26 protein-coding genes are annotated in these 24,653 nt (G+C 75.9%); 13 read left to right on the top strand and 13 right to left on the bottom strand.

Translation table 11 applies throughout. The annotated features are described in order from the left end of the window. Positions 1-696, bottom strand: a complete 696-nt coding sequence (locus tag BD833_RS09930) for a DedA family protein (protein ID WP_166532965.1) — start codon at positions 694-696, stop codon at positions 1-3. A 72-nt stretch (positions 697-768) separates the two neighbouring features. Here BD833_RS09930 and BD833_RS09925 point away from each other — a divergent pair, with 72 nt between their 5' ends. After that, positions 769-2,067 (top strand): amidohydrolase family protein, encoded by a 1,299-nt coding sequence (locus BD833_RS09925; protein ID WP_166532964.1) that lies wholly within the window; start codon positions 769-771, stop codon positions 2,065-2,067. Positions 2,068-2,076: 9 nt separating this feature from the next. Here the strand turns inward: BD833_RS09925 and BD833_RS09920 are convergent, their stop codons facing one another. Continuing rightward, on the bottom strand, positions 2,077-2,541 hold the full coding sequence (locus tag BD833_RS09920; protein WP_166532963.1) for a hypothetical protein: 465 nt from the start codon (positions 2,539-2,541) through the stop codon (positions 2,077-2,079). A gap of 164 nt (positions 2,542-2,705) precedes the next feature. Between BD833_RS09920 and BD833_RS09915 the strand changes: the two genes are divergently transcribed. Genes BD833_RS09915 through BD833_RS09900 form a run of 4 tightly spaced genes read left to right on the top strand, consistent with a single transcriptional unit; the run spans position 2,706 to position 5,411 of the window. Next, complete coding sequence (locus BD833_RS09915; RefSeq protein ID WP_166532962.1) at positions 2,706-3,068, top strand: ArsR/SmtB family transcription factor; 363 nt, start codon at positions 2,706-2,708, stop codon at positions 3,066-3,068. Continuing rightward, positions 3,065-3,565: an SRPBCC family protein gene (locus tag BD833_RS09910; RefSeq protein WP_166532961.1), complete on the top strand. Its 501-nt coding sequence runs from the start codon at positions 3,065-3,067 to the stop codon at positions 3,563-3,565. The genes BD833_RS09915 and BD833_RS09910 overlap by 4 nt, the downstream gene beginning before the upstream one ends. Beyond that, the gene (locus BD833_RS09905) at positions 3,562-3,978 is read left to right on the top strand and encodes a DoxX family protein (RefSeq protein WP_208092534.1); all 417 of its coding nucleotides are present in this window, start codon (positions 3,562-3,564) and stop codon (positions 3,976-3,978) included. The genes BD833_RS09910 and BD833_RS09905 overlap by 4 nt, the downstream gene beginning before the upstream one ends. A gap of 20 nt (positions 3,979-3,998) precedes the next feature. Further along, positions 3,999-5,411 carry a radical SAM domain-containing protein gene (locus BD833_RS09900; RefSeq protein WP_166532960.1) on the top strand — a complete coding sequence of 471 codons (1,413 nt, stop codon included), beginning with the start codon at positions 3,999-4,001 and terminating at the stop codon, positions 5,409-5,411. A gap of 9 nt (positions 5,412-5,420) precedes the next feature. On the opposite strand, the gene BD833_RS09895 is transcribed toward BD833_RS09900, so the two are convergent. From BD833_RS09895 to BD833_RS09875, 5 genes are all read right to left on the bottom strand, one after another. Next, on the bottom strand, positions 5,421-5,774 hold the full coding sequence (locus tag BD833_RS09895) for a cupin domain-containing protein (RefSeq protein WP_166532959.1): 354 nt from the start codon (positions 5,772-5,774) through the stop codon (positions 5,421-5,423). A 28-nt stretch (positions 5,775-5,802) separates the two neighbouring features. Then, complete coding sequence (locus BD833_RS09890) at positions 5,803-6,861, bottom strand: ABC transporter ATP-binding protein (RefSeq protein WP_166532958.1); 1,059 nt, start codon at positions 6,859-6,861, stop codon at positions 5,803-5,805. A 113-nt stretch (positions 6,862-6,974) separates the two neighbouring features. Beyond that, on the bottom strand, positions 6,975-7,766 hold the full coding sequence (locus BD833_RS09885; RefSeq protein ID WP_166532957.1) for an ABC transporter permease: 792 nt from the start codon (positions 7,764-7,766) through the stop codon (positions 6,975-6,977). Beyond that, positions 7,763-8,617: an ABC transporter permease subunit gene (locus tag BD833_RS09880; RefSeq protein ID WP_243737565.1), complete on the bottom strand. Its 855-nt coding sequence runs from the start codon at positions 8,615-8,617 to the stop codon at positions 7,763-7,765. The genes BD833_RS09885 and BD833_RS09880 overlap by 4 nt, the downstream gene beginning before the upstream one ends. Positions 8,618-8,628: 11 nt before the next feature. Beyond that, positions 8,629-9,879 (bottom strand): ABC transporter substrate-binding protein, encoded by a 1,251-nt coding sequence (locus BD833_RS09875; protein ID WP_166532956.1) that lies wholly within the window; start codon positions 9,877-9,879, stop codon positions 8,629-8,631. A gap of 167 nt (positions 9,880-10,046) precedes the next feature. Between BD833_RS09875 and BD833_RS09870 the strand changes: the two genes are divergently transcribed. Beyond that, on the top strand, positions 10,047-10,673 hold the full coding sequence (locus BD833_RS09870) for a CDP-alcohol phosphatidyltransferase family protein (protein ID WP_166532955.1): 627 nt from the start codon (positions 10,047-10,049) through the stop codon (positions 10,671-10,673). Here the strand turns inward: BD833_RS09870 and BD833_RS09865 are convergent. Beyond that, positions 10,655-12,094: a dihydrolipoyl dehydrogenase family protein gene (locus BD833_RS09865; protein ID WP_166532954.1), complete on the bottom strand. Its 1,440-nt coding sequence runs from the start codon at positions 12,092-12,094 to the stop codon at positions 10,655-10,657. The genes BD833_RS09870 and BD833_RS09865 overlap by 19 nt on opposite strands. Before the next feature lie 35 nt (positions 12,095-12,129). Between BD833_RS09865 and BD833_RS09860 the strand changes: the two genes are divergently transcribed. Continuing rightward, positions 12,130-13,221 carry a flavin-containing monooxygenase gene (locus tag BD833_RS09860; protein WP_166532953.1) on the top strand — a complete coding sequence of 364 codons (1,092 nt, stop codon included), beginning with the start codon at positions 12,130-12,132 and terminating at the stop codon, positions 13,219-13,221. On the opposite strand, the gene BD833_RS09855 is transcribed toward BD833_RS09860, so the two are convergent. Then, on the bottom strand, positions 13,205-14,032 hold the full coding sequence (locus tag BD833_RS09855; protein WP_208092532.1) for an MBL fold metallo-hydrolase: 828 nt from the start codon (positions 14,030-14,032) through the stop codon (positions 13,205-13,207). The two genes, BD833_RS09860 and BD833_RS09855, sit on opposite strands and share 17 nt — an antisense overlap. Before the next feature lie 63 nt (positions 14,033-14,095). On the opposite strand from BD833_RS09855, the gene BD833_RS09850 reads away from it, so the two are divergent. The 5 genes from BD833_RS09850 (at position 14,096) to BD833_RS09830 (ending at position 19,276) form a co-directional block, all read left to right on the top strand. Further along, positions 14,096-15,607, top strand: coding sequence for a TldD/PmbA family protein (locus tag BD833_RS09850; protein ID WP_166532952.1), 1,512 nt, complete (start codon positions 14,096-14,098; stop codon positions 15,605-15,607). After that, entirely contained in the window at positions 15,604-16,992 is a 1,389-nt protein-coding gene (locus tag BD833_RS09845; protein ID WP_166532951.1) for a metallopeptidase TldD-related protein, read from the top strand. The genes BD833_RS09850 and BD833_RS09845 overlap by 4 nt, the downstream gene beginning before the upstream one ends. A 222-nt stretch (positions 16,993-17,214) precedes the next feature. After that, entirely contained in the window at positions 17,215-17,517 is a 303-nt protein-coding gene (locus BD833_RS09840) for a hypothetical protein (protein WP_166532950.1), read from the top strand. 53 nt (positions 17,518-17,570) lie between these two features. Next, the gene (locus tag BD833_RS09835) at positions 17,571-18,062 is read left to right on the top strand and encodes a hypothetical protein (protein WP_243737564.1); all 492 of its coding nucleotides are present in this window, start codon (positions 17,571-17,573) and stop codon (positions 18,060-18,062) included. Positions 18,063-18,250: 188 nt separating this feature from the next. Further along, entirely contained in the window at positions 18,251-19,276 is a 1,026-nt protein-coding gene (locus BD833_RS09830) for a C40 family peptidase (protein ID WP_166532949.1), read from the top strand. Between the two features lie 4 nt (positions 19,277-19,280). Here the strand turns inward: BD833_RS09830 and BD833_RS09825 are convergent, their stop codons facing one another. The 3 genes from BD833_RS09825 to BD833_RS09815 are packed head-to-tail and all read right to left on the bottom strand — an operon-like array spanning position 19,281 to position 22,828. Then, a complete protein-coding gene (locus BD833_RS09825; protein WP_166532948.1) occupies positions 19,281-19,859 on the bottom strand; it encodes a YdeI/OmpD-associated family protein in 579 nt (192 codons plus the stop codon). A gap of 40 nt (positions 19,860-19,899) precedes the next feature. Next, positions 19,900-20,580, bottom strand: a complete 681-nt coding sequence (locus BD833_RS09820; RefSeq protein ID WP_166532947.1) for an N-acetyltransferase — start codon at positions 20,578-20,580, stop codon at positions 19,900-19,902. After that, the gene (locus tag BD833_RS09815) at positions 20,549-22,828 is read right to left on the bottom strand and encodes a hypothetical protein (protein WP_166532946.1); all 2,280 of its coding nucleotides are present in this window, start codon (positions 22,826-22,828) and stop codon (positions 20,549-20,551) included. Before BD833_RS09815 ends, BD833_RS09820 begins: the two co-directional genes overlap by 32 nt. Positions 22,829-22,898: 70 nt before the next feature. Between BD833_RS09815 and BD833_RS09810 the strand changes: the two genes are divergently transcribed. Further along, positions 22,899-23,450, top strand: coding sequence for a gamma carbonic anhydrase family protein (locus BD833_RS09810; RefSeq protein ID WP_208092530.1), 552 nt, complete (start codon positions 22,899-22,901; stop codon positions 23,448-23,450). Here the strand turns inward: BD833_RS09810 and BD833_RS09805 are convergent, their stop codons facing one another. Next, positions 23,451-24,653 (bottom strand): cysteine desulfurase-like protein, encoded by a 1,203-nt coding sequence (locus BD833_RS09805; protein WP_166532945.1) that lies wholly within the window; start codon positions 24,651-24,653, stop codon positions 23,451-23,453.

Raw genomic sequence — 24,653 nt, 5'->3', positions numbered from 1 at the left:
TCATGCTGCCGGGCGGCCCGGCTCCTCGCCCGGCGATACCGGGCTGGGCGCCACCGTCCCCGCCCGCCGGTGCCGGCGGACGTCGCGGACGTGCTTGAGGAGCAGGTACCCGATCCCCAGCACGACGGCGGCGATGATGGCGTAGTCGACGTACTTGAGGTTCTCCTCGATGAAGTTGCCGGCGAGCACCCCGAGGCTGACCAGCAGGGTGTTCCAGATCAGGCTGCCCGCGGCCGAGTAGACGATGAACTGCCAGAACGGCATCTTGACGACGCCGGCGGGCACCGAGATGAAGCTGCGGACGATCGGCACCATCCGGCCGAAGAAGACCGCCGCGCGGCCGTGCCGGGCGAACCAGTCGAAGGTGCGGTCCACGTCCTCGGTCTTCACCAGCGGCAGCCGGTCGAGGAAGAGGTGCGCCCGGCGCGGGCCCAGCGCCCGGCCCATGTAGTAGAAGAAGATCGCGCCGATGATCGAGCCGATCGTGGCGAAGAGGACCACCGCGACGGCGTTCATCTCGCCCTGGCGGATCAGCACGCCGGCCAGGCCGAGCACCGCCTCGCTCGGGATCGGCGGGATGACCGTCTCCAGCAGGATGCTCAGGCCCACGCCGACGGGGCCGAGCGTCTCCACCAGGTCGAGCAGGAAACCGGTGATGCCACCCTCGTCGGAGGCTGCGGCGGCGAGGAAGGACATGGCCTCCACCGTATCGGCGGTCCCGGCCCGCCGCCGCGCCCCCGGGCCGGAGCGGAGCTAGGTTCGGACACCATGCGGCAGCGCTTCACCGCCCGGGCCGTCGTCATCGGCGACCGGGCCGGCACCGTCGTCCCCGATGCGGTCGTGGACGTCACCGACGGCGGGATCACCTGGGTCGGCCCGGCGGTCGACGCCCCACCACCCGGGGACGCCGAGGTGGTCGCCCTGCCCGGCGTCCTCACCCCCGGCCTGGTCAACGCGCACTCGCACGCCGCGATGGTGCTGTTCCGCGGCCAGGGCGAGGGGCTGCCGCTGGACCGCTGGCTGCGCGAGGTGATGTGGCCGCGGGAGTCCCGGCTCACCCCCGAGGACGTCGAGGTCGCGATGACCGCGGCCTCGGCGGAGATGCTCGCCGGCGGCATCACCACCAGCGTCGAGATGTACTTCCAGCCGGAGCGGATCGCCGCCGCCGTGGGCACCACCGGCGCACGCGCGGTGATCGCCACCCCGCTGCTGCCGCTGCCGGGCATGCCGCCGATGGCCGAGCAGCTCGACGCCGCGGTCGCCCTCGCCCGGAGCGCGCCCGCCGACGGCCTGGTCGAGTACGGGCTGGGCCCGCACGCCGCCTACACCGTGCCGCTCCCGCTGCTCGCCGACGCGGCGCAGGCGGCCCGCGAGCACGGCCTGCTGCTGCACCTGCACGTCGCCGAGACCGCCACCGAGGGCGCCGACCTGCTGGCCGCCTCCGGGCTGTCGGTGCCCGCGCTGCTCGCCTCCTACGACGTGCTGGGCGGCCGGGTGCTCGCCGCCCACTGCGTGCACATGGACGACGGCGACCTCGAGCTGTGGCGCGAGTACGACGTCGCCGTGGCGCACTGCCCGGCCAGCAACGCCAAGCTGGCCAGCGGCGTCGCCCCGCTGCGGCCGATGCTCGACCGGGGCATCCGGGTGGGGCTCGGCACCGACGGGCCGGCGTCCAACGACTCCCTCGACCTCTTCGCCGACCTGCGGCTCGCCGCGGGGATGGCGCGGCTCCGCGAGCGGTCGGCGACCGCGCTGACCGCCGCCGAGGCGTTCTGGCTGGCCACCGGCGGGGCCGCGGACGCCCTCGGCCGCCCCGACCTGGGGCAGCTCGCCGCCGGCCGGCGGGCCGACCTCGTGCACGTCGACACCCGCGACCTGGTGTTCGAGCCGGTCGGCGACCCGGCCGACGTGCTGGCCCACCTGGTGTGGTCCGGTGCGGGCCGGCACGTGCGCGACGTCTGGGTGGGTGGACGAGCGGTGGTGCGGGACCGGTCCGTCACGTCGGTGGACACCGCGGCGCTGCGCGCCGAGGTCGCCGCCCGCGCCGCGCGCCTCGCCGCCGGGTGACCGGCGGGGTCAGGCGCCTTCCAGCAGGACGTCATCGGTCCACGCGTAGAGGTGGCCGTCCTGGACGATGGTGATCCAGCCCTCGCACATCTGCGCGTCGCTGTAGGGGTAGTCCGGCCAGTTCGATCCGCCGCCGTCCCACGGCATCCCGGCCTCCGGCATGTCGGTGCAGTCGGGCAGGGTCCCGGCCCACGTCATCTCCACGCGTCGGTTCCCGCGGTCGCCAGGCGCGCCGTCGCCGGGGCGGACGCTGATCACGTCCGTCCCGTCCGCCGCCCAGGCGGGGACGAGCTCGTGCGGAGTGTCGGCCGTCGTCTCGTACGCGGCGGTCTGGCGGTGCCCCTGCAGCTCGGCGAGCATGGCGCCGGGCCCGTCCACGCCGTCGGGCATCGCCACCGCGACCCCCGCGGCGGCGACCGCACCCACCACCACCAGCCCGGACAGCGTCGTCAGCAGCACCCTCGTCGTCCTCATGGCACGAGCGTCGGGCACACCTCCGTCAGCGCGCGTCGGCCGCCGGGCTGATCCGCGGGTCATCCTGCGGGCGCAGGGAGCTTCTTCAACCGGATGGTTGACGAAGGCGCCTCGGAGGGGCTAGCGTCCTTTTCAACCGAAAGGTTGAGAAAGGAAGTGCTGTGGTGGCGGATCCGCTCTCCCAGGTGTTCTCGGCGCTGGCCGACCCCACCCGGCGGGACATCGTGGCGCGGCTCGCGGTCGCCGACGCCACGGTGGGCGAGCTCGCCGCGCCCTACGACGTGACCGTCCAGGCCGTCTCCAAGCACCTCAAGGTGCTGGAGGACGCCGGCCTGGTGAGCCGGAGCCGGGAGGCCCAGCGCCGCCCGGTGCACCTCGAGGCCGAGGTGTTCGACCTCATGACGAAGTGGATCGAGCGCTACCGGCGCCAGGCCGAGGAGCGCTACCGCCGGCTGGACGACGTCCTCCGCGACATGCCCGACGACGTGCGCCCGGACAACCCCTCCCAGGAAGGAAGCCCGCCATGACCGCCACCACCCACCACGAGACCCGGATCCACGTCGACCCCGAGGTCCCTCTGGTCCGCATCACCCGCGAGTTCGACGCCCCGCCGGAGAAGGTGTTCCGGGCGCACGTCGACCCGGAGCTGGTCGTCCGCTGGCTCGGGCCCGAGGGCGTCGCGATGGTCATCGACACCTGGGACGCCCGGACGGGGGGCTCGTACCGCTACCTCGCCGTCGAGGACGGCGAGGAGTACGGCTTCCGTGGCTGCTTCCACGAGCTGCGACCGGGGGAGCTGATCGTCCAGACCATGACCTTCGAGGGCATGCCGGACGGCGTGGCCCTGGAGAAGTACCTCTTCGAGGACCTCGGCGGCGGGCGCAGCCGGCTGACGTCGACCTCGTTGTGCGACTCGTTCGCCGACCGCGACGCCTTCGTCGCCAGCGGCATGGTCGAGGGCGCCACGGGGGGCTACGCGAAGCTCGACGCGCTGCTCGCCGACGACGCGGGTGGCGTGCGGTGAGCACGACGGTGACGCCGGCCGGGCGGCGCGCCGCGGCCGGCCGCGCCGGGACCGTCGGCACGTGGGCGCTCCGGCTGGCACTCGCGGCCGTCTTCGCCGGAGCGGGCGCGGCGAAGGTCTCCGGTGACGCGGCGATGGTCGAGATGTTCGCCGACATCGGGGCCGGCCAGTGGCTCCGCTACCTGGTCGGGTCGCTCGAGCTCGCCGCTGCCGTCGGCCTGCTCGTCCCGCGTCTGGCCGGGGCGGCGGCGGTCGGCCTCGTCGGCCTGATGGCCGGCGCGACGTTCACGAACCTGGTCGTCCTGGAGGCCTCCCCGGCGCTGACGATCGCCCTCCTCGCCGGGGCGGCCGCGGTCGCCTGGATGCGACGGGGCGACCTCCGGGCCTCCCGCGGTGGACGGCGCACGATCTGATCGTGGGCCAGACTGGCCGCATGCCCTCGCTGCCGCGACGCCTCCGGACGACCTGGCGTGGTCTCCTCGACCGCACCCGCCCCGTGCACCCGGAGACCCGGCAGGCGCTCGCGGAGCGGTGGGCGGCGCTGCCGGAGCACGTGCGCACCCCGGCGCAGGCCCTGGGCCGGCACGCCGTCGGCTGCGAGGGCACCCACGGTGTCTTCCCGAAGTGCAACCTGACCTGCACGCCCTGCTACCACTCCGCCGACGCGAACAAGGTGCGCGTGGACGGCGGGCACACCGTCGCCGAGGTCACCCGCCAGATGGCCTACCTGCGCGAGCGCCGCGGCCCCTACGCGCACGCGCAGCTGATCGGCGGCGAGGTCAGCCTGCTCTCCCCGGACGACCACGCCGCAGCCCTGCAGGCCATGCGGGACGCCGGCCGGTCACCAATGTCGATGACCCACGGCGACTTCGACCCCGAGTACCTGCGGGCCCTGGTCACCGGGCCCGGCGGCGCGCTGCGCTTCGACCGGGTCAGCTTCGCGGCGCACGTCGACTCGCTGATGCGGGGCCGGCGTGGCGCGGTCCGGCCCCGCACCGAGGCGGAGCTGAACCCGTTCCGCGAGCGGTTCGTGCAGATGTTCCGCGACCTGCGCGCCGAGACCGGGCTGCGCTACTACCTCGCCCACAACATGACCGTGACGCCGGCCAACCTGGGGCAGGTGGCCGAGACGGTGCGCGCGGTCGTCGGCATGGGCTACTCGATGATGAGCTTCCAGCCCGCCGCCCACGTCGGCGACGAGCGGCGGTGGAAGGAGTCCTACACCGCGGTCGACGCGGACGCCGTGTGGGCCGAGCTCGAGCGCGGCCTCGGGCAGCGGGTCGCCCACGAGGGCGTCGAGTTCGGCGACCCGCGCTGCAATCGGGTGGCCTTCGGTTTCCTCCTCGACGGGCGCTGGCACGCCTTCGTCGATCCGGACGCACCGGCCGAGACCGCCGCCCGCGACGCCTTCTTCGCCCACTACGGCGGGATCGCGTTCAGCGGCACGCCACCCCTGCTGCTGGTGGCGAAGGTGCTGCGCGCCGCCCGGCGGCACCCCGGTGACGTCCGGATCGCGGTGCGCTGGGCGCGGAGCCTGCTGCGGCGCACCGGCGGGCCGGGCGCGGTCGTCCGCGGGGCGCGCGCGGGCCGCCTCGGGCTGATGACGTTCGAGGTGCACAGCTTCATGGACGCCGAGCACGTCGCGCCGGCCTGGGACCTGATGCAGCGGGGGATCGAGGCCGACGACCCCCGGCTCCGGGCCACCCAGGAGCGGCTGGCCGCCTGCACCTACTCGATGGCCCACCCGGAGACCGGGCAGCTCGTGCCCGCCTGCGCCCAGCACTCGGTGCTCGACCCGGCGGAGAACGTCGAGCTGCGCCGGCTGCTCCCGCTGACCGTGGTCTGACCCCGCTCGTCAGCCGGCCGGTGCGTCGCGGCCGGCCTCCCGCGCCGGCGGCGAGGTGGCCTCGACGGCGGTGAGCTCCTCGACGATCTCGTAGGTGTGCTCGACGCCGGCCGGCACGACCCACGAGTCGCCCGGGCCCAGGTCGAGCGTCTCGTCCCCGGTCACCAGCCGGGCCCGCCCGGACACGACGTAGCCGACCGTCTCGTAGTCGCGAACCGCCTGCGGCTTGCCACTGCTGGTCGGCTGCTCCGACCAGAGCCGCATGGCGACCCGGGACCCGGAGGCCAGGTACCGCTGGCCCATCTCGCCGGTGCCCGCTGCGGTCACCGTGATCTTGCCGACGCCATCCGTGTGTTCGCTCACGAGGCGCCGGTACCCGCACCGCCCCGGCTCATGCCCGCGGCCCGCCGGCGGACGGTCCGTCGCTCGCGTCGTCCACCGGCACCACCCAGCGGTCCTCGGCCGGCAGCCGCAGACCGACGGTCCGGCCGGTCCCCACGTCCTGGCCGGGCCCGAGCTCGGCGTCCACCGTCGCACTCCCGCCGTCGGCGGTGATCTCGACGGTGACCAGCCCGCGCAGCCCGCGGCGGCGCACGCGGACGACGGTGCCGACGGCGTCGGCGGCGGGGTCCGCGGGGGGAGTCACCTGCACCGCCTCGTGGCGGAGGACCAGCACGGCCGCGCCGTCGGGGAACGCCCGCGGCAGCGCGAGCGCACCCAGCGGCGAGTGGTGCACCCCGGCGACGACCGTGCCGGCCACCTCGGTGCGACCGCCGAGCAACCGGCTCACCGCGAGCGAGGCCGGGCGGGCGTAGAGGTCGCGCAGCGGGCCGGCCTGCAGCAGCCGGCCGCCGTCCAGCACGGCGGCGGAGTCGGCCAGCGCGTCGGCCTCGGCGTGGTCGTGCGTGACCAGCAGGATCGTCGGCTCCAGGCGGGCGCGGAGGTCGGCCAGCAGCTCGTGCATCTCCTCGCGCAGCCGGACGTCGAGGGCGCTGAACGGCTCGTCCAGGAGGAGCACCCGCGGTTCGGCGGCCAGCGCCCGCGCCAGCGCCACCCGCTGCTCCTGCCCGCCGGACAGCGCGCGGGCCGGCCGGTCCCCGAAGCCGTCCAGCTGCACCAGGCCGAGGTACTCCTCGGCCCGGCGGCGGGCGGCCCGGCGCGGAACGCCGCGGACCCGGTCGGCGAAGGCCACGTTGTCCCGCACGGACAGGTGCGGGAACAGCAGCGGCCGCTGGAAGACCATCGCCATGCCGCGGCGCTCGGGCAGCACGCCGGCCAGGTCGGCCCCGTCCAGGTGGACGCTGCCCGCGGTGGGCGCGTCCAGCCCGGCGGTGAGCCGCAGCACCGTGCTCTTCCCCGAGCCGGAGGGCCCGAGGATGGCCACGCAGGAGCCGGCGGGCACCTCCAGGGAGAAGCCGGTGAGCGCGGGGGCGACACCCCGGCCGTGCACCCGCGTCAGCTCCGACAGCCGCAGCGCGCCTCCGCTCGGTGCTCTCCGTTCGCTCCCGCGGGCCGCTCCGCTCCTCGCTCGTTCCTCGCTGCGATGCTCACGTCCCTGTCCGCTCATGCGCGGCGTCCCCGCCGGCCGAGCGAGCCGACCACGACCAGCAGCGCCACCGGCGGCAGGATCGCGGTCAGCGAGAGCACCGCGACCTGCGCCTCGCTCCCGGTCGCCGCCGCCGCCGCCGCCACGAGCAGCGGCAGCGTGGTGAGCCGGCCGCCGCCGACCAGCACCGTGACGATGTAGTCGCTCCAGCCCACCAGGAACGCGAGGAAGGCCGCGCCGGCCAGCGCGGGGGCCACCAGCGGCAGCTGCACCGAGCGCACGGTGCGCCAGCGGCCGGCGCCGAGCGTTCGCGCGACGTCCTCGAAGCCGCGGTCGTGGGCGGCGTAGGCCGCCCGCATGGTCAGCGTCGTGTAGGGCACCGCCACCACCACCAGCAGCAGCACGACGCCGAGGGCAGCGGGGACGCGCAGCCGCAGGAGCAGCACGTCCAGGCCGAGGGCCACGGCGAACGGGGGCAGCGCGAGCGGGGCGAGCAGCACCGCCAGGACGGCGGTGCCCGCGGGCACCTGCCGCGAGGCGAGCGCCCGCCCGGCCATGGCGCCGAGCGGGGTGGCCAGCGCCGCGACGACCGCTCCGAGCAGCGTCGACCTGAGGAACGCGCCGCCCGCGCCCGCGGCGAGGGCCTCCTCCGCGCCCCGCGTACCCCACTCCTGGGGCAGCACCGCGGGGAACGCCCACCGGTCGGCGAACGCCCACAGCAGCAGCGGGACCAGGGGCAGCACCAGCCACAGCGCCAGCAGCGCGCGCCCGGCCCGGGAGGCGGCTCCGGCGGCCCGGGGCGCGCTCACCGCTCGGCCGCCAGCCGCCGCAGCGCCCGCAGCGCGGCCAGGACGACGAGCAGCGCGAGGGCGGTCGTGGTGAGCGCCACCGCGGCCGCCTGCGGCCGGGCGGCCAGGTCGATGGAGGTGAACAGCCGGTAGGCCAGCACCGGCAGCGGCTCGGGATAGGCGCGTCCCAGGAGCGCGGCGACCTCGTAGGAGCCCAGCGTGTAGACGAAGCTGACCGCCGCGGCGGACAGCAGCGCCGGCGCGGCCAGCGGCAGGGTGACGTACCGGAGCCGGGCCCACCGGCCCGCGCCGAGCAGCGCGGCGGTCTCGCCGTAGGACGCGGCCCGCGTGGCCAGCACCCCCGCCACGACCAGCGCGACGAAGGCCGACTCCTTCCAGGCGTACTCCGCGACCACGGCCACCCACAGCTGCCCGCCGACCAGCGGCGGCCAGGACGCCGGGTCGACGCCCAGCAGGCGGGCGAGGAACCCGGCGTCGGCCAGCAGCAGGCCGATCGCGGCGGCCCCCACCAGGTGCGGGATCGGGATGGTGAGCGCGGCCAGCGCGCCGAGCAGCCGGCTGCGGCGGACGGCGGCCGTCGCGGCCAGCGCGAGGCAGAGCCCGACGACGACGGCGATCCCGGTCGAGGCGGCGGCGATGCCCAGGGAGAGCCCGATCCCGGTGCCCAGGTCGCCGGCGGCGGCGCGGTAGGCGTCCAGGGACAGCCCGGGCTCCCCGACCAGCGGGGCGAGACCGAGGCTGAGCAGGGCCGCCGAGACCAGCGCCGCGCCCACGACGGCGACGACGGGCACCAGCGCGGGGAGCACCAGGAGCAGGGCGCGCCCGCGCGGGCCCGGCCGGGTCGGCGTCACGCGGCGGCCGCTCAGCCGGCGGCGATCTGCCGGCGCCAGCCCTCGTCCAGCGCGGTGACCCACTCGGCCGCCAGCTCCGGGTCGGCCCCCGCGCTGAGCTCGGCGTAGGGCGGGAGCACCTCCGACTGCGGCAGCTCCGCGAACCGCGCCCGGAACTCGGCGGGCAGCCGGTCGGGGTCGAGGACGGTGTACTGGCCCCATACCTCCGGCCGGGCCTTCTGGAACTGCTGCTCCGGCGAGAGCGCCAGGTCGGCCACCACCATCGCCCCGGCCCGGCTGCCGGACGTGGAGGGGATGGCGAGGAAGGAGGCGTTGCCGATCGTGCCGTCCTCCACCAGCAGCACCCGGGTGGTCGTGGGGAAGACGCCGTCGGCGACGAGGTCGGGCAGCGTGGCCGGGCCGTAGGTCATGGTGAAGTCGACCTGGCCGTCGGCGTACAGCTCGTCGAGGGCGCCCAGGTCCTGCGGATAGCTCGTCCCCTCCCGCCACAGCGAAGGCTCGAGCTGCTCGAGCCGGGTGAACAGCTCCGGGGCCAGCTCCTCGTAGGCCGCCTGCGAGAACTGCAGCGGCACCTCCTCGACCCCGCCGGCGAGCTCGTACAGCACCTGGCGCACGAACACCGAGCCGGTGAAGTCCGGCGGGGCCGGGTAGCTGAAGCGCCCCGGGTGCTCCTCGATCCAGGTGAGCAGCTCCGCGACGCTGCCCGGCGGGTCCTCGACCCGCGCCGAGTCGTAGACCAGCGCGAACTGCGCCTTGTGCCACGGCGCCTCGCAGCCGTCGACGTCCAGGCCGAAGTCGGAGGTGAGCAGCGGGTCGTCGGTATCGACGTAGGCCATGTTGGGCAGCATCGACGTCCAGCCGCACAGCCAGGCGCCGGCCTGCTGGCCGGTGGCGAAGTTCTCCCCGTTGATCCAGACGAGGTCCACCTCGCCGTCGGTGACGTCGGCCTGCCGCTCGGAGAGCACGCGGTTCACCGCGTCCCCGGTGTCGGGGATCGGCACCCGCTCCAGGGTCACGCCCAGCTCGGCGGCCGCCGGGGCGAGCACGTCGTCGACGTAGGCGTTCCCCTGGTCGTCGCCGCCGTACATCCACAGCCGCACGGTCTGCCCCTCGGCGTCGGCGAGGACGTCGTCCCAGTCGCGGGCCTCGGCGGTCGCCGGCTCGCTCGCGGGTGCCGAGCAGCCGGCGAGCGCGAGCAGCAGCGCGCCGGCGCCGAGCGCGGTCGCGCGGGCACGGCGGCGCACGGAGCGGGGGTGGGGCATGGGCTCGGAGTCTCCTCGGGCTGCGGCAGGCGGGCGCGCATCCGCGCCCCGAGCGTGTTCGTGCCCCACCCGGCATCCGGATGCGCGCACCGGCGAAGCGGTGCGACAGGATCGTGCCCGACCCGATCCCGCCCCGCCACGCCGGCGGCCGGCCCCGGAGGTGCGCTGTGCTCGACCCGGTGGCCCGGCGGGTGCTGGACGCCCCCCTGGCGCGCGTCGCGGGCGCCCTCGACCGGCCCTGGCTGAGCCCCGACCGGCTCACCGCCCTCGGGCTGGCGCTCGGGCTGGGCAGCGCGGCGGCCGCCGCCGTCCAGCAGTGGGCGCCGGCGCTGGTGCTGTGGCTGGTGTCGCGGCTGGCCGACGGGCTCGACGGGCCGCTCGCCCGGCGTCGCCGGACCGCCGGCGCGGCCGGTGACGCCGGCAGCGGCGGGTTCTTCGACATCACCGCCGACTTCCTCGTGTACGGCAGCACGGTGCTGGGCGTGGCGATCGGGACCACCCGCGGCTTCGACGCCCCGTGGGAGCCCTTCGCCGTCGTCCTGCTGGCCTACTACGTCAACGGGACGGCGTTCCTGGCCTTCTCCTCGATCGCCGAGCGGGCCGGCCGGCAGCTCGACGACGGCCGGTCGCTGTCGTTCCTGGGTGGGTTGGCCGAGGGCACCGAGACGATCGCCGTGCACGCGATCTGGCTGCTGCTGCCCGCGGTCGCCTGGCAGGTGGCGTGGGTCTGGGCGGTGGTGGTCGCGCTGTCGGCCGGCCACCGGATGCTGATCGGTTACCGCTCGCTGCGCTGAGCGTCGCGCAGGCGCCCGCGGACGGCGACGAACGCCCGCAGCGCCGCGCGGACCAGCGGGTTGGCCAGCCGGGCGCGGACGTCGCCGACCGCCGCGTCGACCAGCGCGTCGTTGTAGGTCGGGTAGGCGTGCGTGGTGCCGGCCAGGTCGGTGGTGGTCAGCCCCTTCCGCACGGCCAGCGTCAGCTCGCCCAGCGTCTCGCCGGCGCGCGGGCCGACGACGACGCCCCCGACGATCCGCCGTCGGCGGTCGAGGACCAGTGAGGTGAACCCCTCCGTCACACCCTCGGCGACCGCCCGGTCGACCGTCCCGTGGTCGACGCGGCGGACCGTGAGGCCGCGCTCGCGCGCCTCGGCCGGGCTCACGCCCACCGAGGCCACCTCGGGGGAGGTGTAGGTGACGCGGGGGACGACGGGGTCCACGGTCCTGCGCAGCCCGAGGACGGCGTTGCTCGCGGCGGTGCTGCCGTGCATCCCGGCGACGTGGGTGAAGTACGGCTTGCCGGTGACGTCACCGGCCGCCCAGATCCGCGGGTTGCTGGTGCGCAGCGCCTCGTCGACCGCGACGGCGCCGTGCTCGTCCAGCTCCACGCCGGCGGCGTCCAGGCCGAGGTCGGTGCTGCGCGGCCGGCGGCCGACGGCGACCAGCAGCCGGTCGAACGGCACCGTGCCGCCGTCGTCGAGGTGCAGCAGGCCGGGCTCCACGCGGGTGCCCTCGGTGCCGAGCCGGAGCCGGACGCCGTCGCGCCGCAGGGCGCGGTCCACCAGCGCCGCGGCGTCGGCGTCCTCGGGGCCGAGCACCCGGTCCGAGCCGTCGACGACGGTCACCTCCGCGCCGAGCCGGGCGAAGGCCTGACCCAGCTCGCAGCCGATCGGGCCGCCGCCCAGCACCACCAGTCGGCCGGGCAGCTCCTCGAGGTCCCACACCGTCTCGCTGGTGAGCACCTCGACGGCGTCGATGCCGTCGATCGGCGGGACCAGCGGAGCGGCGCCGGTGGCCAGCAGCGCCGCCCGGAAGCGGACCGGCCGCCCGGCGACGAGCGCGGTGTCCGGACCGGTGAGGACGGCGCTGCCGGCCTCGACGCGGACGCCGGCCTCGGCGAGCGACGCGGGGGAGTCCTGCGGCTCGACGGCGGCGATGGCGGCCGCGACGTGGGCGCGCACGCGGGCGAAGTCGACGGTGACCTCGCCGGTGTCCACCCCCAGCCGGCTGGCCCCGCGGGCGTCGGCGGCGGCGGTGGCGGCGGCCAGCACCGCCTTGGAGGGCACGCAGCCGGTCCACAGGCAGTCACCGCCGGTCCGCTCCCGCTCGACCAGCACCGTCCGCGCCCCGAGGGCAGCGGCGGTGTGCGCCCCGACCAGCCCGGCGGTGCCGCCACCGATGACGAGGAGGTCCACGGTCTCGGGGCGGGGGAAGGGCACGGCACCACGCTAGTGAGCCGGGGAGGATGGCGCAGGTGAGCGGGCAGCAGGAGGTCGACGTCCTCGTGGTCGGCGCCGGGCAGGCCGGGCTGGGGACGGCGCACCACCTGGCCCGCGCGGGCGTGGCCGACGTGCTCGTGGTCGAGGCCGCCGACGCGATCGGCCAGGTGTGGCGCGACCGCTGGGACAGCCTGCAGCTGTTCACCCCGCGCCGGTTCAGCTCGCTGCCCGGCATGCCGTTCCCGGCAGGATCCTCGCCGACGCCCTCCCGGCTGGAGATGGCCGGCTACCTGGCGGCCTACGCGGACCGCCGGCGGCTGCGCGTGCGCACCTCCGCGCCGGTCCGGCGGCTCTCGGTCGCCGGCGGGGGGTTCACCGCGCACCTGCCGGACGGCTCCGTCCGCGCCCGGCACGTGGTGCTGGCGACGGGGGCCTACCGGCGGCCGCGGGTGCCCGCGGCCGCGGGCGACCTCGACGGGGCCGTGCACCAGCTGCACTCGTCGTCCTACCGGCGGCCCGACGACCTGCCCGACGGGCCGGTGCTGGTCGTGGGTGGGGGCAACTCGGCGGCCCAGCTGGCGCTCGAGCTCGCCGGGCGGCACGAGGTCACCGTCGCGTCGCCGGTCGTCCCCCGCTTCCTGCCCGAGCGGGTGCTGGGCGTCAGCACCTACTGGTGGCTCCTGCTCACCGGCGTGCTGAACGCCGGCGCGTCGACGCCGGTCGGCCGGTTCCTGCACGCGCGCCACGAGGCGGTGTTCGGCCGGCAGCTGCACCGCGCCGTGCGGGCGGGCAAGGTACGGCTGATCGCCTCGCCGGTGGTGGCCGCCGACGGGCCGCGGGTGCGGCTCGCCGACGGCACGGAGCTCGCGCCGCGCACGGTCCTGTGGTGCACCGGCTTCACCCCCGACACGGGGTGGATCGACGTCCCGGGTGCGCTGACCGGGGACGGGGCGCCCCGGCACGTCCGCGGCGCCTCGCCCGTCGCCGGGCTGCACTGGATGGGCCTGCCGTGGCAGACGCGGGTGAACAGCTCGCTGATCGACGGGGTCGACCGGGACGCCCGGCGGACCGCCCGCCGCATCGCGGCGGCCCTGTGGGCCGACGGTGCGGTCACGCGCGCAGGCTGATCGTCTCCCCGCGGTAGGCCGGGCGCACCGTGCCCGGCAGCTCCCGGCGGGCCACCTCGGCGACGAACTCCCCGAGCGGCGAGGCGAACCGGTCGTAGTCGTCGTAGTGCACCGGCACGGTGACCGGCGGCTTCAGCAGCTCCACCAGGTCCGCGCCCTGCCGGCCGTCCATGGTCACCGTGAGCCCCAGGGCCTTCGTCCCGCCGAGGTGCGGGATGACGACGTCGAGCGGGCCGCAGCGCTCCAGCACCTCGCCCAGGAACGGCCGGAAGAGGGTGTCGCCGCTGACGTAGCCGCGCCATGCGACGTCCGGTCCGGCCACGCCGCCGCGGATCAGCTCGACGACGCTGCCCATCACCGCCGGCAGGAGCTTCGCCAGCGGGCCGGGGCCGTGGACGCCGGGGACCGAGGTGATCCGCAGCGTGTCGGTGCCCCGGGTGAACGTGTGGGTCTGCCAGGGGCGGAGGTCGGCGGTGGCGGTGAACCCGCGGTCGGCCAGGCACGTCGCCGCCTCCGGCGTCGTGACGACCGGCGTCTCCTTGGCCAGCTCCCTGGTGGCGACGCGGTCCCAGTGGTCGCCGTGCATGTGCGACAGCAGGATCCCGTCGAGCTCGGGCAGCTGCGTGGGCTGCAGCGCCGGCTCGGTCAGCCGCTTGCTGCGCAGGCCGTACCCGAGGCGCGCGCGCTGGCCCCGGTGCAGGAAGTTCGGGTCGGTCAGCAGGGTGAACGCGCCGATCCGCAGCAGCATCGTCGCGTTGCCGCCGAAGGTCATCGTCACGTCGTCCGCACGCCGCTCGTCCTGGTCCACCATGCGCAGGCGATTACCCGGGGCGTGCCCGCTCACCCCTGCCCCTCCCGCTGGTAGACAGGGCCCGTGCCAGCCCCCCGCACGATCGACGAGGGCTTCCTCGCCCTCCCGCTGTCCGCGCTCACCGACGCCGCCCTGACCCGGGCGGTCGACCTCGGCTGCGAGCACGCCGACCTGCGCGTCGAGCGGATCCGCACCCAGGTGATCAGCCTGCGGGACGCGCGCCCCGAGGCCTTCACCGACGGGGAGGACCTGGGCCTCGCCGTCCGGGTGGTGCACGAGGGCACCTGGGGCTTCGCCGCGGGCGTCGTCCTCACCGCCGCCGAGGCCGTCCGCCTGGCCGAGGAGGCCGTGGCGGTGGCCCGGGTGGCCGCCGCGCTGAACTCCGACCGGGTGGAGCTCGCCCCCGAGCCGACCTACGACGGGACCTGGGTCTCGGCCTACGACGTCGACCCGTTCGCCGTGCCGGACGCGGAGAAGTCGGCGCTGCTCACCGAGCTGTCGGAACGGCTGCTCGCCGCCGACGGCGTCGAGCACGTGCAGGCCGCCTGCATGCTGGTGAAGGAGCAGAAGTACTACGCCGACACCGCGGGCACCCGCACCCGGCAGCAGCGGGTGCGGGTCCACCCCGAGCTGACCGCGCTCACCGTCGACCGCGCCACCGGCTCCTTCGAGAGCATGCGCACCCTCGCGCCACCGGTCGGCCGCGGCTGGGAGTACCTCACCGGCACCGGCTGGGACTGGCGCGGGGAGCTCGCCGAGATCCCCGAGCTGCTGCGGGAGAAGACGAAGGCGCCGTCGGTGCAGGCCGGCCGGTACGACCTCGTCGTCGACCCGTCGAACCTCTGGCTGACCATCCACGAGTCCATCGGGCACGCCACCGAGCTCGACCGCGCGCTGGGCTACGAGGCCGCCTACGCCGGGACGTCGTTCGCCACCGTCGACCAGCTGGGCAGCCTGCGCTACGGGTCGGACCTGATGACCGTGACCGGTGACCGCACCGCCGAGCACGGGCTGTCGACCGTCGGCTGGGACGACGAGGGCGTCGCCGGCCAGCAGTGGGACATCGTGCGGGACGGCGTGCTCGTGGGCTACCAGGTGGACCGCAACATGGCCCGGCGCCAGGGCATGGACCGCTCCAACGGCTGCGCCTACGCCGACTCACCCGGGCACGTGCCGGTGCAGCGGATGGCCAACGTCTCGCTGCAGCCGGCCCCCGACGGCCCGTCGACGGAGGAGATCATCGGCGGCGTCGAGCGCGGGATCTACGTCGTCGGCGACAAGAGCTGGTCGATCGACATGCAGCGCTACAACTTCCAGTTCACCGGCCAGCGCTTCTACCGGATCGAGAACGGCCGGCTGGCCGGGCAGCTGCGCGACGTCGCCTACCAGGCCACGACGACGGACTTCTGGGGCTCGATGTCGGCCGTCGGCGGGCCGCAGACCTACGTCCTGGGCGGCGCCTTCAACTGCGGCAAGGCCCAGCCGGGTCAGACCGCCGCGGTCAGCCACGGCTGCCCGACGGCGCTGTTCGAGGGCGTGGCGATCCTGAACACCGTCGAGGAGGCCGGGCGATGACGCGCTATACCGCACAAGAGCTCGTCGAGCAGGCGCTGGCCGCCTCCACGGCGGACGGGCAGGTCACCGTCGTCGTCGAGGGCTCCGAGGCGAACCTGCGGTGGGCGTCCAACAGCCTCACCACCAACGGCGCGATGCGCTCGCGCTCGGTGGTGGTCGTCTCCTTCGTCGACGGTGGAGCGGGCATGGCCGCCGGCACCGTCAGCCGCTCCGGGACGCCGGACGTCGCCGCGCTGGTGGCGGCCAGCGAGCAGGCGGCCCGCGACGCCGGGCCGGCCGAGGACGCGATGCCGCTGATCGCCGACCCGCCCCCCGGCGCCGGCGACTGGGACGCCGATCCCGCGGAGACCTCGATCGAGGTCTTCACCGAGTTCGCCCCGGCGCTGGGCCAGGCCTTCGGCGAGGCGCGCGACCGCGGCGAGCTGCTGTTCGGCTTCGCCGAGCACACCATGCGCAGCACGTACCTGGGCAGCTCCACGGGTCTGCGGCTGCGGCACGACCAGCCGACCGGGCGGGTGGAGCTCAACGGCAAGAGCCCCGACTTCGGGCGGTCGGTCTGGGCCGGCACCGGCACCCGCGACTTCTCCGACGTCTCGGTGGCGGCGCTGGCGGCCGAGGTCGAGCGGAAGATGGCGTGGTCGCGGCGCCGGGTCGACCTGCCGGCCGGCCGCTACGAGACGCTCCTGCCGCCCTCGGCGGTCAGCGACCTGATGATCTACCTCTACTGGACGATGGAGGCCCGGGACGCCGACGAGGGCCGCAACGTCTTCGCCCGGACCGGCGGGGGCAACCGCATCGGTGACCGGCTGGCGACCCTGCCGCTGACGCTGCGCAGCGATCCCGCCTTCCCGGGGCTGGAGGCGGCTCCCTTCCAGGTGGTGGGCGCGTCGTCGGGGTCGGCGTCGGTGTTCGACAACGGCATGGCCACCCCCGCGGTCGACTGGATCTCCGACGGCGTGCTGACCAACCTGATCCGCCCCCGGGCGTGGGCGCTCAAGACCACCGCCCCGGCCACGGCCGCCGTCGACAACCTCGTCCTCGAGCACCCCGGCGCCACGGCCACGGAGGCGGAGATGGTCGCGGCGACCGATCGCGGCCTGCTGCTCACCACGCTCTGGTACATCCGCGAGGTGGATCCGCAGACCCTGCTGCTGACCGGGCTCACCCGCGACGGCGTCTTCCTGGTCGAGAACGGCGAGGTGACCGGGGCGGTGAACAACTTCCGGTTCAACGAGTCGCCGGTCGACCTGCTCTCCCGGGCCGTGCAGGCCGGGGTCACCGAGCGGACCCTGCCGCGGGAGTGGAACGACTGGTTCACCCGGACGGCGATGCCGGCGCTCCGGGTGCCGGACTTCAACATGAGCAGCGTGAGCCCGGCCAGCTGAGCGCGGCGAGTCGAATCCCAGCGTTGTAGTTCCGCCAAGTCCGCCAGCAGACCCTGGCGGAAACTGCCGGGGACGAAACGTATCGACAAAACTACTGTCGGTGGCGGAAGACGAGACGAAGTGCTTTACCCCGGGCCACGATGTGCCGAAACCTCTTCTAGCTCGTTCTTCTGCAACCGACCGCAAGCCCCGCTCCCACGGGGCTGTCGAGGGGAGGACTCCGTGAGCAGGAGTCACAAGCCGTCCGTCTTCCAGGTGGGCAAGGTCCGCGACGACGGGCACACCGTCGTCATCTCCGGCTGGGGCCTGGGCCTCTGCGCCGCAGCCTGTGCCTGCCACCGCCACCCGTCCGCCGGCCACCTCGCGATCGCCGAGGACCAGGCCGGTGGCTCCATCGGTCTGGCCAGCTTCCGCGACGGGGGCTGCGACTGCTGCGAGCCGTGGACCTCCGAGGAGCTCTCGGCCATCCTCCGGGACTTCCAGTCCATCGCCGGCCTCGAGGTGCAGGAGCCCCTCGCCGGTTGATCGCCGGTTCATCGCCGGGTTGCCCCTGCCCGTTCCCCGGGTAGGGGCGACCCGTGATCGGACGCGCTGCCCTGCGGGGTGCCCTCGCCGGCCTGGCCGGCGTCGCCGTGATGACCGTGGGCGAGAAGGCCGAGCAGGCCCTCACGCACCGGCCGGACAGCTACGTCCCCGCCCGCACCCTCACGGCGCTGGCCACCGGCCGGCGCCTGCCCGGCTCCGCCCGGCCGCCGGTGCGCAACCACCTCATGCACTGGGGCACCGGCGCGGCCGTCGGCGCGTTGCGCGGTGTCTGGTCCGCCGTCGGCCTGCGCGGCTGGCGGGCGTCGGCCTGGCACACCTCCCTCCGGCTGGCCACCGACCAGACGCTGGAGAACGCCACCGGTGTCGGTGCCCCGCCGTGGACCTGGTCCCGCCGCGACCAGGTCGTCGACGTCGCCCACAAGGCCGTCTACTCCTTCGTCACCGGAGCCGTCGCCGACCGCCTGGTGCACCTGGCCGCCGACCGGCTGCCGGACGGCACGGCGGCCGGTCCGCGCGCCCGCTGACCCCCCGCCGGTCCCCGGCTCCCGTGGGGCCGGTGGCGTCCCGTGGGACGGATGTGACGGACGGGGTGTCCTGCCGGCCGCTGACCCGCGCGCCGCTCACTACCTGTCGACACCACTTCCCTACGGTCCGTGCTGACGCGCAAGGTGTGGCCCTTCCCCGGGCCCGGCGCCACGAATCGGAGGCCACGGTGTCGCAGCGCTGGACCACCCGTCGCCGCTCGCGTGCCGTGCTGGCCCTCGGTGCGGCGCTCATCGCCGGCGCGACGTCGGTGCTCGCCCCCACGACGGCGACCGCCGCACCCGGGAACGCCGCCGAGGCGGCCGGCCTCGTCGCCGAGGCCGCGCAGCAGCTCACCCTCGTCGAGGCCCAGGTGCACGAGGCCGAGGCCGTCGTCGCCGCCCAGCAGGACGCCGCCGCGGCCGCCGCGGCGCAGGCCGAGGCGGCCCGCCAGGCGCTCGCCGTCCACGAGCCCCGCATCCGGGCGATCGTCCAGAGCGGCATGACCCGCACCACGCAGTCCCGGCTGGCCGCCCTCCTCACCAGCGACTCCGCGGACGACCTCGTCATGCAGATGACGACGCTGGACATGATCGCCACCCACACGAACACGGTCATCGCCGACGTCGCGGCGGCCCGGGCGGCCGCCGAGCAGGCGCAGGTCGCCGCGGACCAGGCCGCCGCCACCGCCCAGGCCGGGCTCCAGGAGCTGCAGGCCCAGCAGGCGGAGGTGGAGAAGCGGGCGGCCGAGTACCGGGCCGACTACGACCGGCTCTCGGCCGCCGAGCAGGCGCGGGTGTCGACCGTGGTGGCCGGACCGAAGCTGGCGACGCCGTCGGTCGCCGAGCTCCCGGTGGTCTCCGGCAGCCAGGCGGCCACCGCGATCCAGGTGGCGCTGTCCAAGGTCGGCTCGCCCTACCGGTCGGGTGCCACCGGCCCCAGCGCCTTCGACTGCTCCGGGCTGACCTCCTACGCCTACGCCGCGGCCGGGGTCACGCTCCCGCGCACCAGCCGTGAGCAGGCCACCATCGGCCCGCAGATCTCCCGTGCCGACCTCCAGCCCGGCGATCTGGTCTTCTACTACTCGCCGATCAGCCACGTGGCCCTCTACATCGGCAACGGGATGATCGTGCACGCCCGGACCTACGGGACCCCGCTGTCGGTGACCAGCGTCGACCAGGGCGGGTTCCGCTTCGGGGTCCGCCCCACCGTCTGACGCCTCACGCCGGGCCGTCCGCCGCGGACAGCTGCTGCACCACGGCGGCGATCCGCTTCGCGCGGGTGGCCGGGGTGGCCGCGTTGTGCACCCGCCAGAGGGCGGCGTACCGATCCGTCCCGCGGAGCAGCTCGAACGCCGCGCGGGCGGCCGGCGCGGCGTCCAGCGCCGCCGCGAGGTCGTCGGGGACGGTGATGGTGGCCGGGCCCGGGTAGGCGCGCTCCCACCGGCCGTCGGCCTGGGCGGCCGCCACCGCGGCCAGCCCGGCCGGCCGCATCCGGCCCTCCTCGATCAGCCGGCCCACCGTCTGCACGTTCTTCAGCGACCAGACGCTGCGCGGCCGGCGGGGGGTGATCCGCTGCAGGTAGGCCGTGTCGTCCAGCCGGTTGGCCCGGCCGTCGATCCAGCCGAAGCACAGCAGCACCTCGACCATGCCGGCCCACTCGACCGACGGGATGCCGGAACCCTTCTTGGCGATCTTCACGTAGAGCCCGGGGGCGGTCTCGTGGTGCTCCTCCAGCCACGTCTCCAGCGCCGCCTGGTCGGCGAACGCCCGCACGGGCAGGTCGGTCGGCTCGGGCACGCTCCCATGGTGGCCGAGGGGTCCGACAGAACGCCTGCGGTCAGGCGGCGGGGGCCGGTCCGATCGGCAGGGCGGCGACCCGCTCGCCGGCCGCGGCGAGCAGCGCGCGGCCCTGCGGATCGGTCGGCAGCCGCCCCTCGCCGTCGGTGAACAGCCGCTCGAGGAAGGCGCGCACGGCCCGGCCGTCGACCGCGTCGGGTCCCCGGCGCAGCTCCGGTGCGGCGTGCAGGCAGAGCAGCAGGAGGTCCGGCACGCGGACGGCGCCCGGCCGGAGAGCGGGCTGGACGTAGGGCAGGTCGAGCCGCCGGGCCCCGCGCCGGGCGTAGAACCGCAGCCGGGCCACCGGGTCCCCCCGCTCGGGCGAGGCCTCGTGCCGGCCGGGGTCCTCGACCTCCGCCAGCACCAGGCAGGGGCCGGTCCACCCCCGCCAGCGGTCCAGCGCCGCGTCCAGCAGCCGGCCGCCGTGCCCGCCGGAGCGGGCACCGGGACGGGTGGCCACGTAGGACAGCAGGACCACCCCGGCCTCGGTGAACCGGTCGCCGACCGCGACGGCCAGCGGCCCCTCCGCGTCCTCCAGGAGCAGCACCTCGCAGCTGCCCGCGTCGACGGCCTGCACGAGCTCGTCGGCCGTCACCAGCTCCTCCGGCGGGAAGGCGGGCACCAGCAGCTCCGCGTGCACCGCGGCGAGCTCAGCGGCGTCGGTCACGACCCGGGCGGTCATCGGTCACCTCCGGCACCGGCGTGCGCGGGGAACCGGTCAGGCGGTGCGTGATCGCCCCGATGGCGGCGGCGGCGAGGAGGGCGGAGCCGGCCAGCACGGCCGACCGCCAGCCGGTGACGGCGTACCCGGCCTGCAGGATCGAGAAGATCCCGGAGATGCCGACGGCGGCGACCGCGGCCAGCAGGATGTCCATCCGCCGCCGGCCGCGCGACTCCTCGGCCGCGGCCTGCGCGCGCCGCCGTTCCTCGACCAGCTCCTGGCGGCGGCGCACCGAGCTCTCGATCAGCGACCAGGCGCGGTCGCCGACGACGTCCTCGATGGTGCCGACGAAGTCGGCGCGGGCCCGCTCGAAGCCGGCGGCCGCCAGCAGGCGGTCCAGCGTCGTCCGCATCACCGGGGAGGTGACCAGCGAGGGCGCGGTGATGAACATCAGCCGCAGCCGGCTGCCCATGACGAACAGCTGCATCTCGTGCTGGGCGGCCTCCAGGGCCCGCTGCGTCGCGTCGAGCTCAGAGGGGTCCCAGCCGCCGTCGGCCGACGGCCGGTCGATCTCCTCCTGCAGCCGCTCCATCTCCTGGTTGATCCGGTAGTAGTGGTCGGCCAGCTCCACCTGCCAGCCCGCGAACAGGCCGTCGAGCGTGGCGACGAACTCGGCCGCCTCCTGCACCGCGTCGACCATGTAGCTGGGCTCGGCCGGGCAGGCGATCGCCGTCGTGTTCGCCGTGCGCAGGACCAGGCCGCTGGTGCCCGGGGAGTCGATCAGGGTGGCGCCGTCGGCCCGGTACCCGGCCCACTCGGCGATCGCGCTCACCCCGTGGCGCACCGGGTGCCCGAGCAGCGCGCCGCCGACCAGCTCCGGCAGCGCGGCGGGGTCCTCCACCGGCCTGGTCGTCCCGTCCGGCTCCCGGGCCACGGCCCGCTCGATCCGGGTGAGCACGTGGTAGGTGCCCGAGCGGGTGCTCACCTGGACGTCGGTCAGCGACGCGTGCTCGGCGAACTGGCCGCAGAGGTCGCCGCAGATCGCCGCGGCCAGATCGCTCAGCCGGCCCCAGCCCGGCACCGGCGGCCCGTCGGCCGGCCGCACGGGGGTGCCGAGCTCCCGCAGGTCCCCGGCCTCGGGCGCGGCCAGCGCCTGGGCGGCGTACAGCGTGTGCGGGCTCGCGCCGGACAGCCCGGTCACCAGGCGCACGCAGTGGTTGCCGAGCCCGGTGAGCCGCACCTCCACCTGCAGCCGGTGCGGCTCGCCCCCGTCGGCGGCGGGCACCAGCACGTCCGGCAGCGTGAGGACCGCGCCGGCGTACTCCCGGTCGAGCGGATCGTTGCCGCGCCACACGTCGTTGAGCGGCAGCTCCTGCTCCAGCGCGGTCACGGGCAGCCCGGCGAGGGTCCACCGCGAGCCCGTCTCGCGGAGCGCGCGCAGCGCGGCGCCGGGGGTGACCCCCCGCAGGCCGAACGGGTAGAGGTAGACCACCGACCCGCTCTCGATCCGGAGCACGGGGCGGTCCGCCGACGCGCGCAGCGCCGCGAGCGCGCCGCGGTGGGCGCGCAGCTCGCTGCGGCCGGCGTCGTCGTCGGCGCACCGGTCCTCGGCGGCGGCCAGCGCGGCGATGGCCGGGCCCAGCCCGCCTCCGGCGCCCGCGAGGTGCCCGGTGACGGCGCGGGCGGCGCCGGCGACCGCGCGGTAGTACACCGCCTCTCCCTCGGCCACCTCGGCGGTGTGCGCGGCGAAGGGGTCGTCGGCCCGGCCGGCCACCAGGCCCGCGATCTGCTCCGCGGCCGCGGTGGTCGCGGAGGCCTGCCGCTCCAGGGCCGGCAGGCTGCCGGAGGAGGCGGCGGTCTCCACGAGCATCTCGGAGCCCACGAGCGCCAGCAGCGCCCACTCGGCGTCGGCCGTGCCCCCGCCCGGCGGCCGGGCGGCGAGCGCGGTGTCGATGACGGCCCGCACCGGCTCGTGGTCCCAGGAGACCTCCCAGGCCGCCTCGCACTCGGCGCGCAGGCAGAGCGCCAGCAGCGCGCTGGTGGCGGGGTCGGCCGCGGTCCGGCGCACCGCGTCGGCGAGGGCGTCGGCGACGGCCGGGGGCAGGCCGCCGCCGTCCCGGTCGGCGTTCCACCGGCCCAGCCCGCCGAGGGCGGCCAGCCGGTCGGGGGCCATCCCGGCGGCGGCGAGGGCGGTGGCCAGCCGCGCCCGTGCCGCTGCGGTGTCCCCCGCGTCGAGCGGTTCGAGCAGGTCGCTCGCCAGGGTGGTCATTCGCCGTCCGTCCTCGTGCAGGTCGGCGGGAGCCTATGCGGCCGCAGCGCCGCTGTGCTGGAGTGACCGGGTGAGCGACACACCTTTCGACGACGGCGCATTCATCGGGGCCCTGGAGTTCGGCGAGCCGCGGATCGACGAGACGGCGTACGTGGCGCCCACGGCGGTGGTGGTCGGCGCGGTGACCATGGGCCCGCGGTCGAGCATCTGGTTCGGGGCGATCGCGCGGGCCGACACCGAGGTCATCGAGATCGGCGCCGACACCAACATCCAGGACGGCTGCACCCTGCACTCCGACGCCGGGTCCCCGCTCGTGGTGGGGGAGCGGGTCTCGGTGGGGCACCGGGTGGTGCTGCACGGCGCGCGCATCGACGACGACGTGCTCGTGGGCATGGGCAGCATCGTGATGAACGGCGCGCACATCGGCTCGGGCTCCATCGTCGCCGCGGGCGCCGTCGTCACCCAGGGCAAGGTCTTCCCGCCCCGCTCGCTGATCGCGGGGGTGCCCGCGAAGGTGCTCCGCGAGGCGACCGAGGACGACCAGCTGCACATCCAGGGCAACGCGATCAGCTACACCGACCGGCTGGACTCCGCCCGCCGGGTGCGCCGGCTCGACCGCTGATCAGGCCTCGGCGAGCCAGTCCCGGAGGCCGGTCAGCAGCCGGTCGACGTCGGTGTCGTCGGAGTACGGGGCCAGGCCGACCCGCAGGCCGCCGGCGTCCCCGAGGCCCAGCCACCGGCTGGCCTCGATCGCGTAGAAGGAGCCGGCCGGGGCGTTGACGCCGCGGCCGGCCAGGAAGCGGTAGGCGTCCGCGGCGTCCCGCCCGGCGAAGGTGAGCAGCAGCGTCGGGGTGCGGTGCGCCGCGAGCGACCACACCCGGACGCCGGGCAGCTCCGCCAACCCCGCCTCCAGCCGCTCCCGCAGCCGGTCCTCGTGCTCCTCGACGGCCGTCATGGCCGCGACCAGCCGCTCCCGGCGGGTCCCGCCCCCGCCGAGCCCGGCCAGGAAATCCACCGCCGCCGTCGTCCCGGCCAGCAGCTCGTAGGGCAGCGTGCCGAGCTCGAACCGCTCGGGCACCGCCTCCGACGAGGGCAGCAGCTTGGCCGGCTGCAGCGTCGCCAGCAGGGCGGGGTCGGCGGCCAGGACGCCGCAGTGCGGGCCGAGGAACTTGTACGGCGAGCAGAGGAAGACGTCGGCACCGAGGGCGGGCACGTCGACCGGCGCGTGCGCGGTCAGGTGCACGCCGTCGACGACGAGCAGCGCACCGGCCGCGTGCACCCGCTCGGCGATGGCGGCGACCGGCGGGCGGGTGCCGATGAGGTTCGACGCCCCGGTCACCGCCACCACCCGGGTGCGGTCGGACAGCACGCCGGCGACGTCGTCGGCGGTCAGCTCGCCGGTGGCGGGGTCGAAGGCGGCCCACCGCACCGTGGCACCGGCCGCCTCGGCGGCCAGCACCCACGGCCGGATGTTCGCGTCGTGGTCCAGGCGGGTGACCACCACCTCGTCGCCCGGGCCCCAGCCGGCCGCCAGCGTGCGCGCCAGGTCGAAGGTGAGCGCGGTGGCGCTGCGCCCGAACACGATCCCGCCGGGGTCGACGCCCAGGAGGTCGGCCATCGCTGCCCGCGCCGCCAGCACCGTCGCGTCGGCGAACCGCTCGGTGGTGGTCACCGAGCCGCGGTTGGTGATCGGCGCGGTCAGGGTGGCGGCGACCGCGCGGCCCACCGCGTCGGGCACCTGGCTGCCGCCGGGGCCGTCGAAGTGCGCCGTCCCGCTCGCCAGGGACGGGAAGCAGGCGCGCAGGGCGGCGACGTCGAGGCTCAC

It is taken from the genome of Blastococcus xanthinilyticus (genome assembly GCF_008124835.1).
Lineage (GTDB): Bacteria > Actinomycetota > Actinomycetes > Mycobacteriales > Geodermatophilaceae > Blastococcus > Blastococcus xanthinilyticus.
This window is presented reverse-complemented; position numbering and strand designations above follow the sequence as displayed.

Excerpts from the sequence above, each read along its gene's own strand:
- BD833_RS09845 (WP_166532951.1), top strand. The coding sequence starts at position 15,604 with ATGACGCGCTATACCGCACAAGAGCTCGTCGAGCAGGCGCTGGCCGCC.
- BD833_RS09815 (WP_166532946.1), bottom strand. The coding sequence starts at position 22,828 with ATGACCACCCTGGCGAGCGACCTGCTCGAACCGCTCGACGCGGGGGAC.
- BD833_RS09875 (WP_166532956.1), bottom strand. The coding sequence starts at position 9,879 with ATGCCCCACCCCCGCTCCGTGCGCCGCCGTGCCCGCGCGACCGCGCTC.
- BD833_RS09820 (WP_166532947.1), bottom strand. The coding sequence starts at position 20,580 with ATGACCGCCCGGGTCGTGACCGACGCCGCTGAGCTCGCCGCGGTGCAC.
- BD833_RS09910 (WP_166532961.1), top strand. The coding sequence starts at position 3,065 with ATGACCGCCACCACCCACCACGAGACCCGGATCCACGTCGACCCCGAG.
- BD833_RS09855 (WP_208092532.1), bottom strand. The coding sequence starts at position 14,032 with ATGGTGGACCAGGACGAGCGGCGTGCGGACGACGTGACGATGACCTTC.
- BD833_RS09930 (WP_166532965.1), bottom strand. The coding sequence starts at position 696 with ATGTCCTTCCTCGCCGCCGCAGCCTCCGACGAGGGTGGCATCACCGGT.
- BD833_RS09920 (WP_166532963.1), bottom strand. The coding sequence starts at position 2,541 with ATGAGGACGACGAGGGTGCTGCTGACGACGCTGTCCGGGCTGGTGGTG.
- BD833_RS09900 (WP_166532960.1), top strand. The coding sequence starts at position 3,999 with ATGCCCTCGCTGCCGCGACGCCTCCGGACGACCTGGCGTGGTCTCCTC.
- BD833_RS09925 (WP_166532964.1), top strand. The coding sequence starts at position 769 with ATGCGGCAGCGCTTCACCGCCCGGGCCGTCGTCATCGGCGACCGGGCC.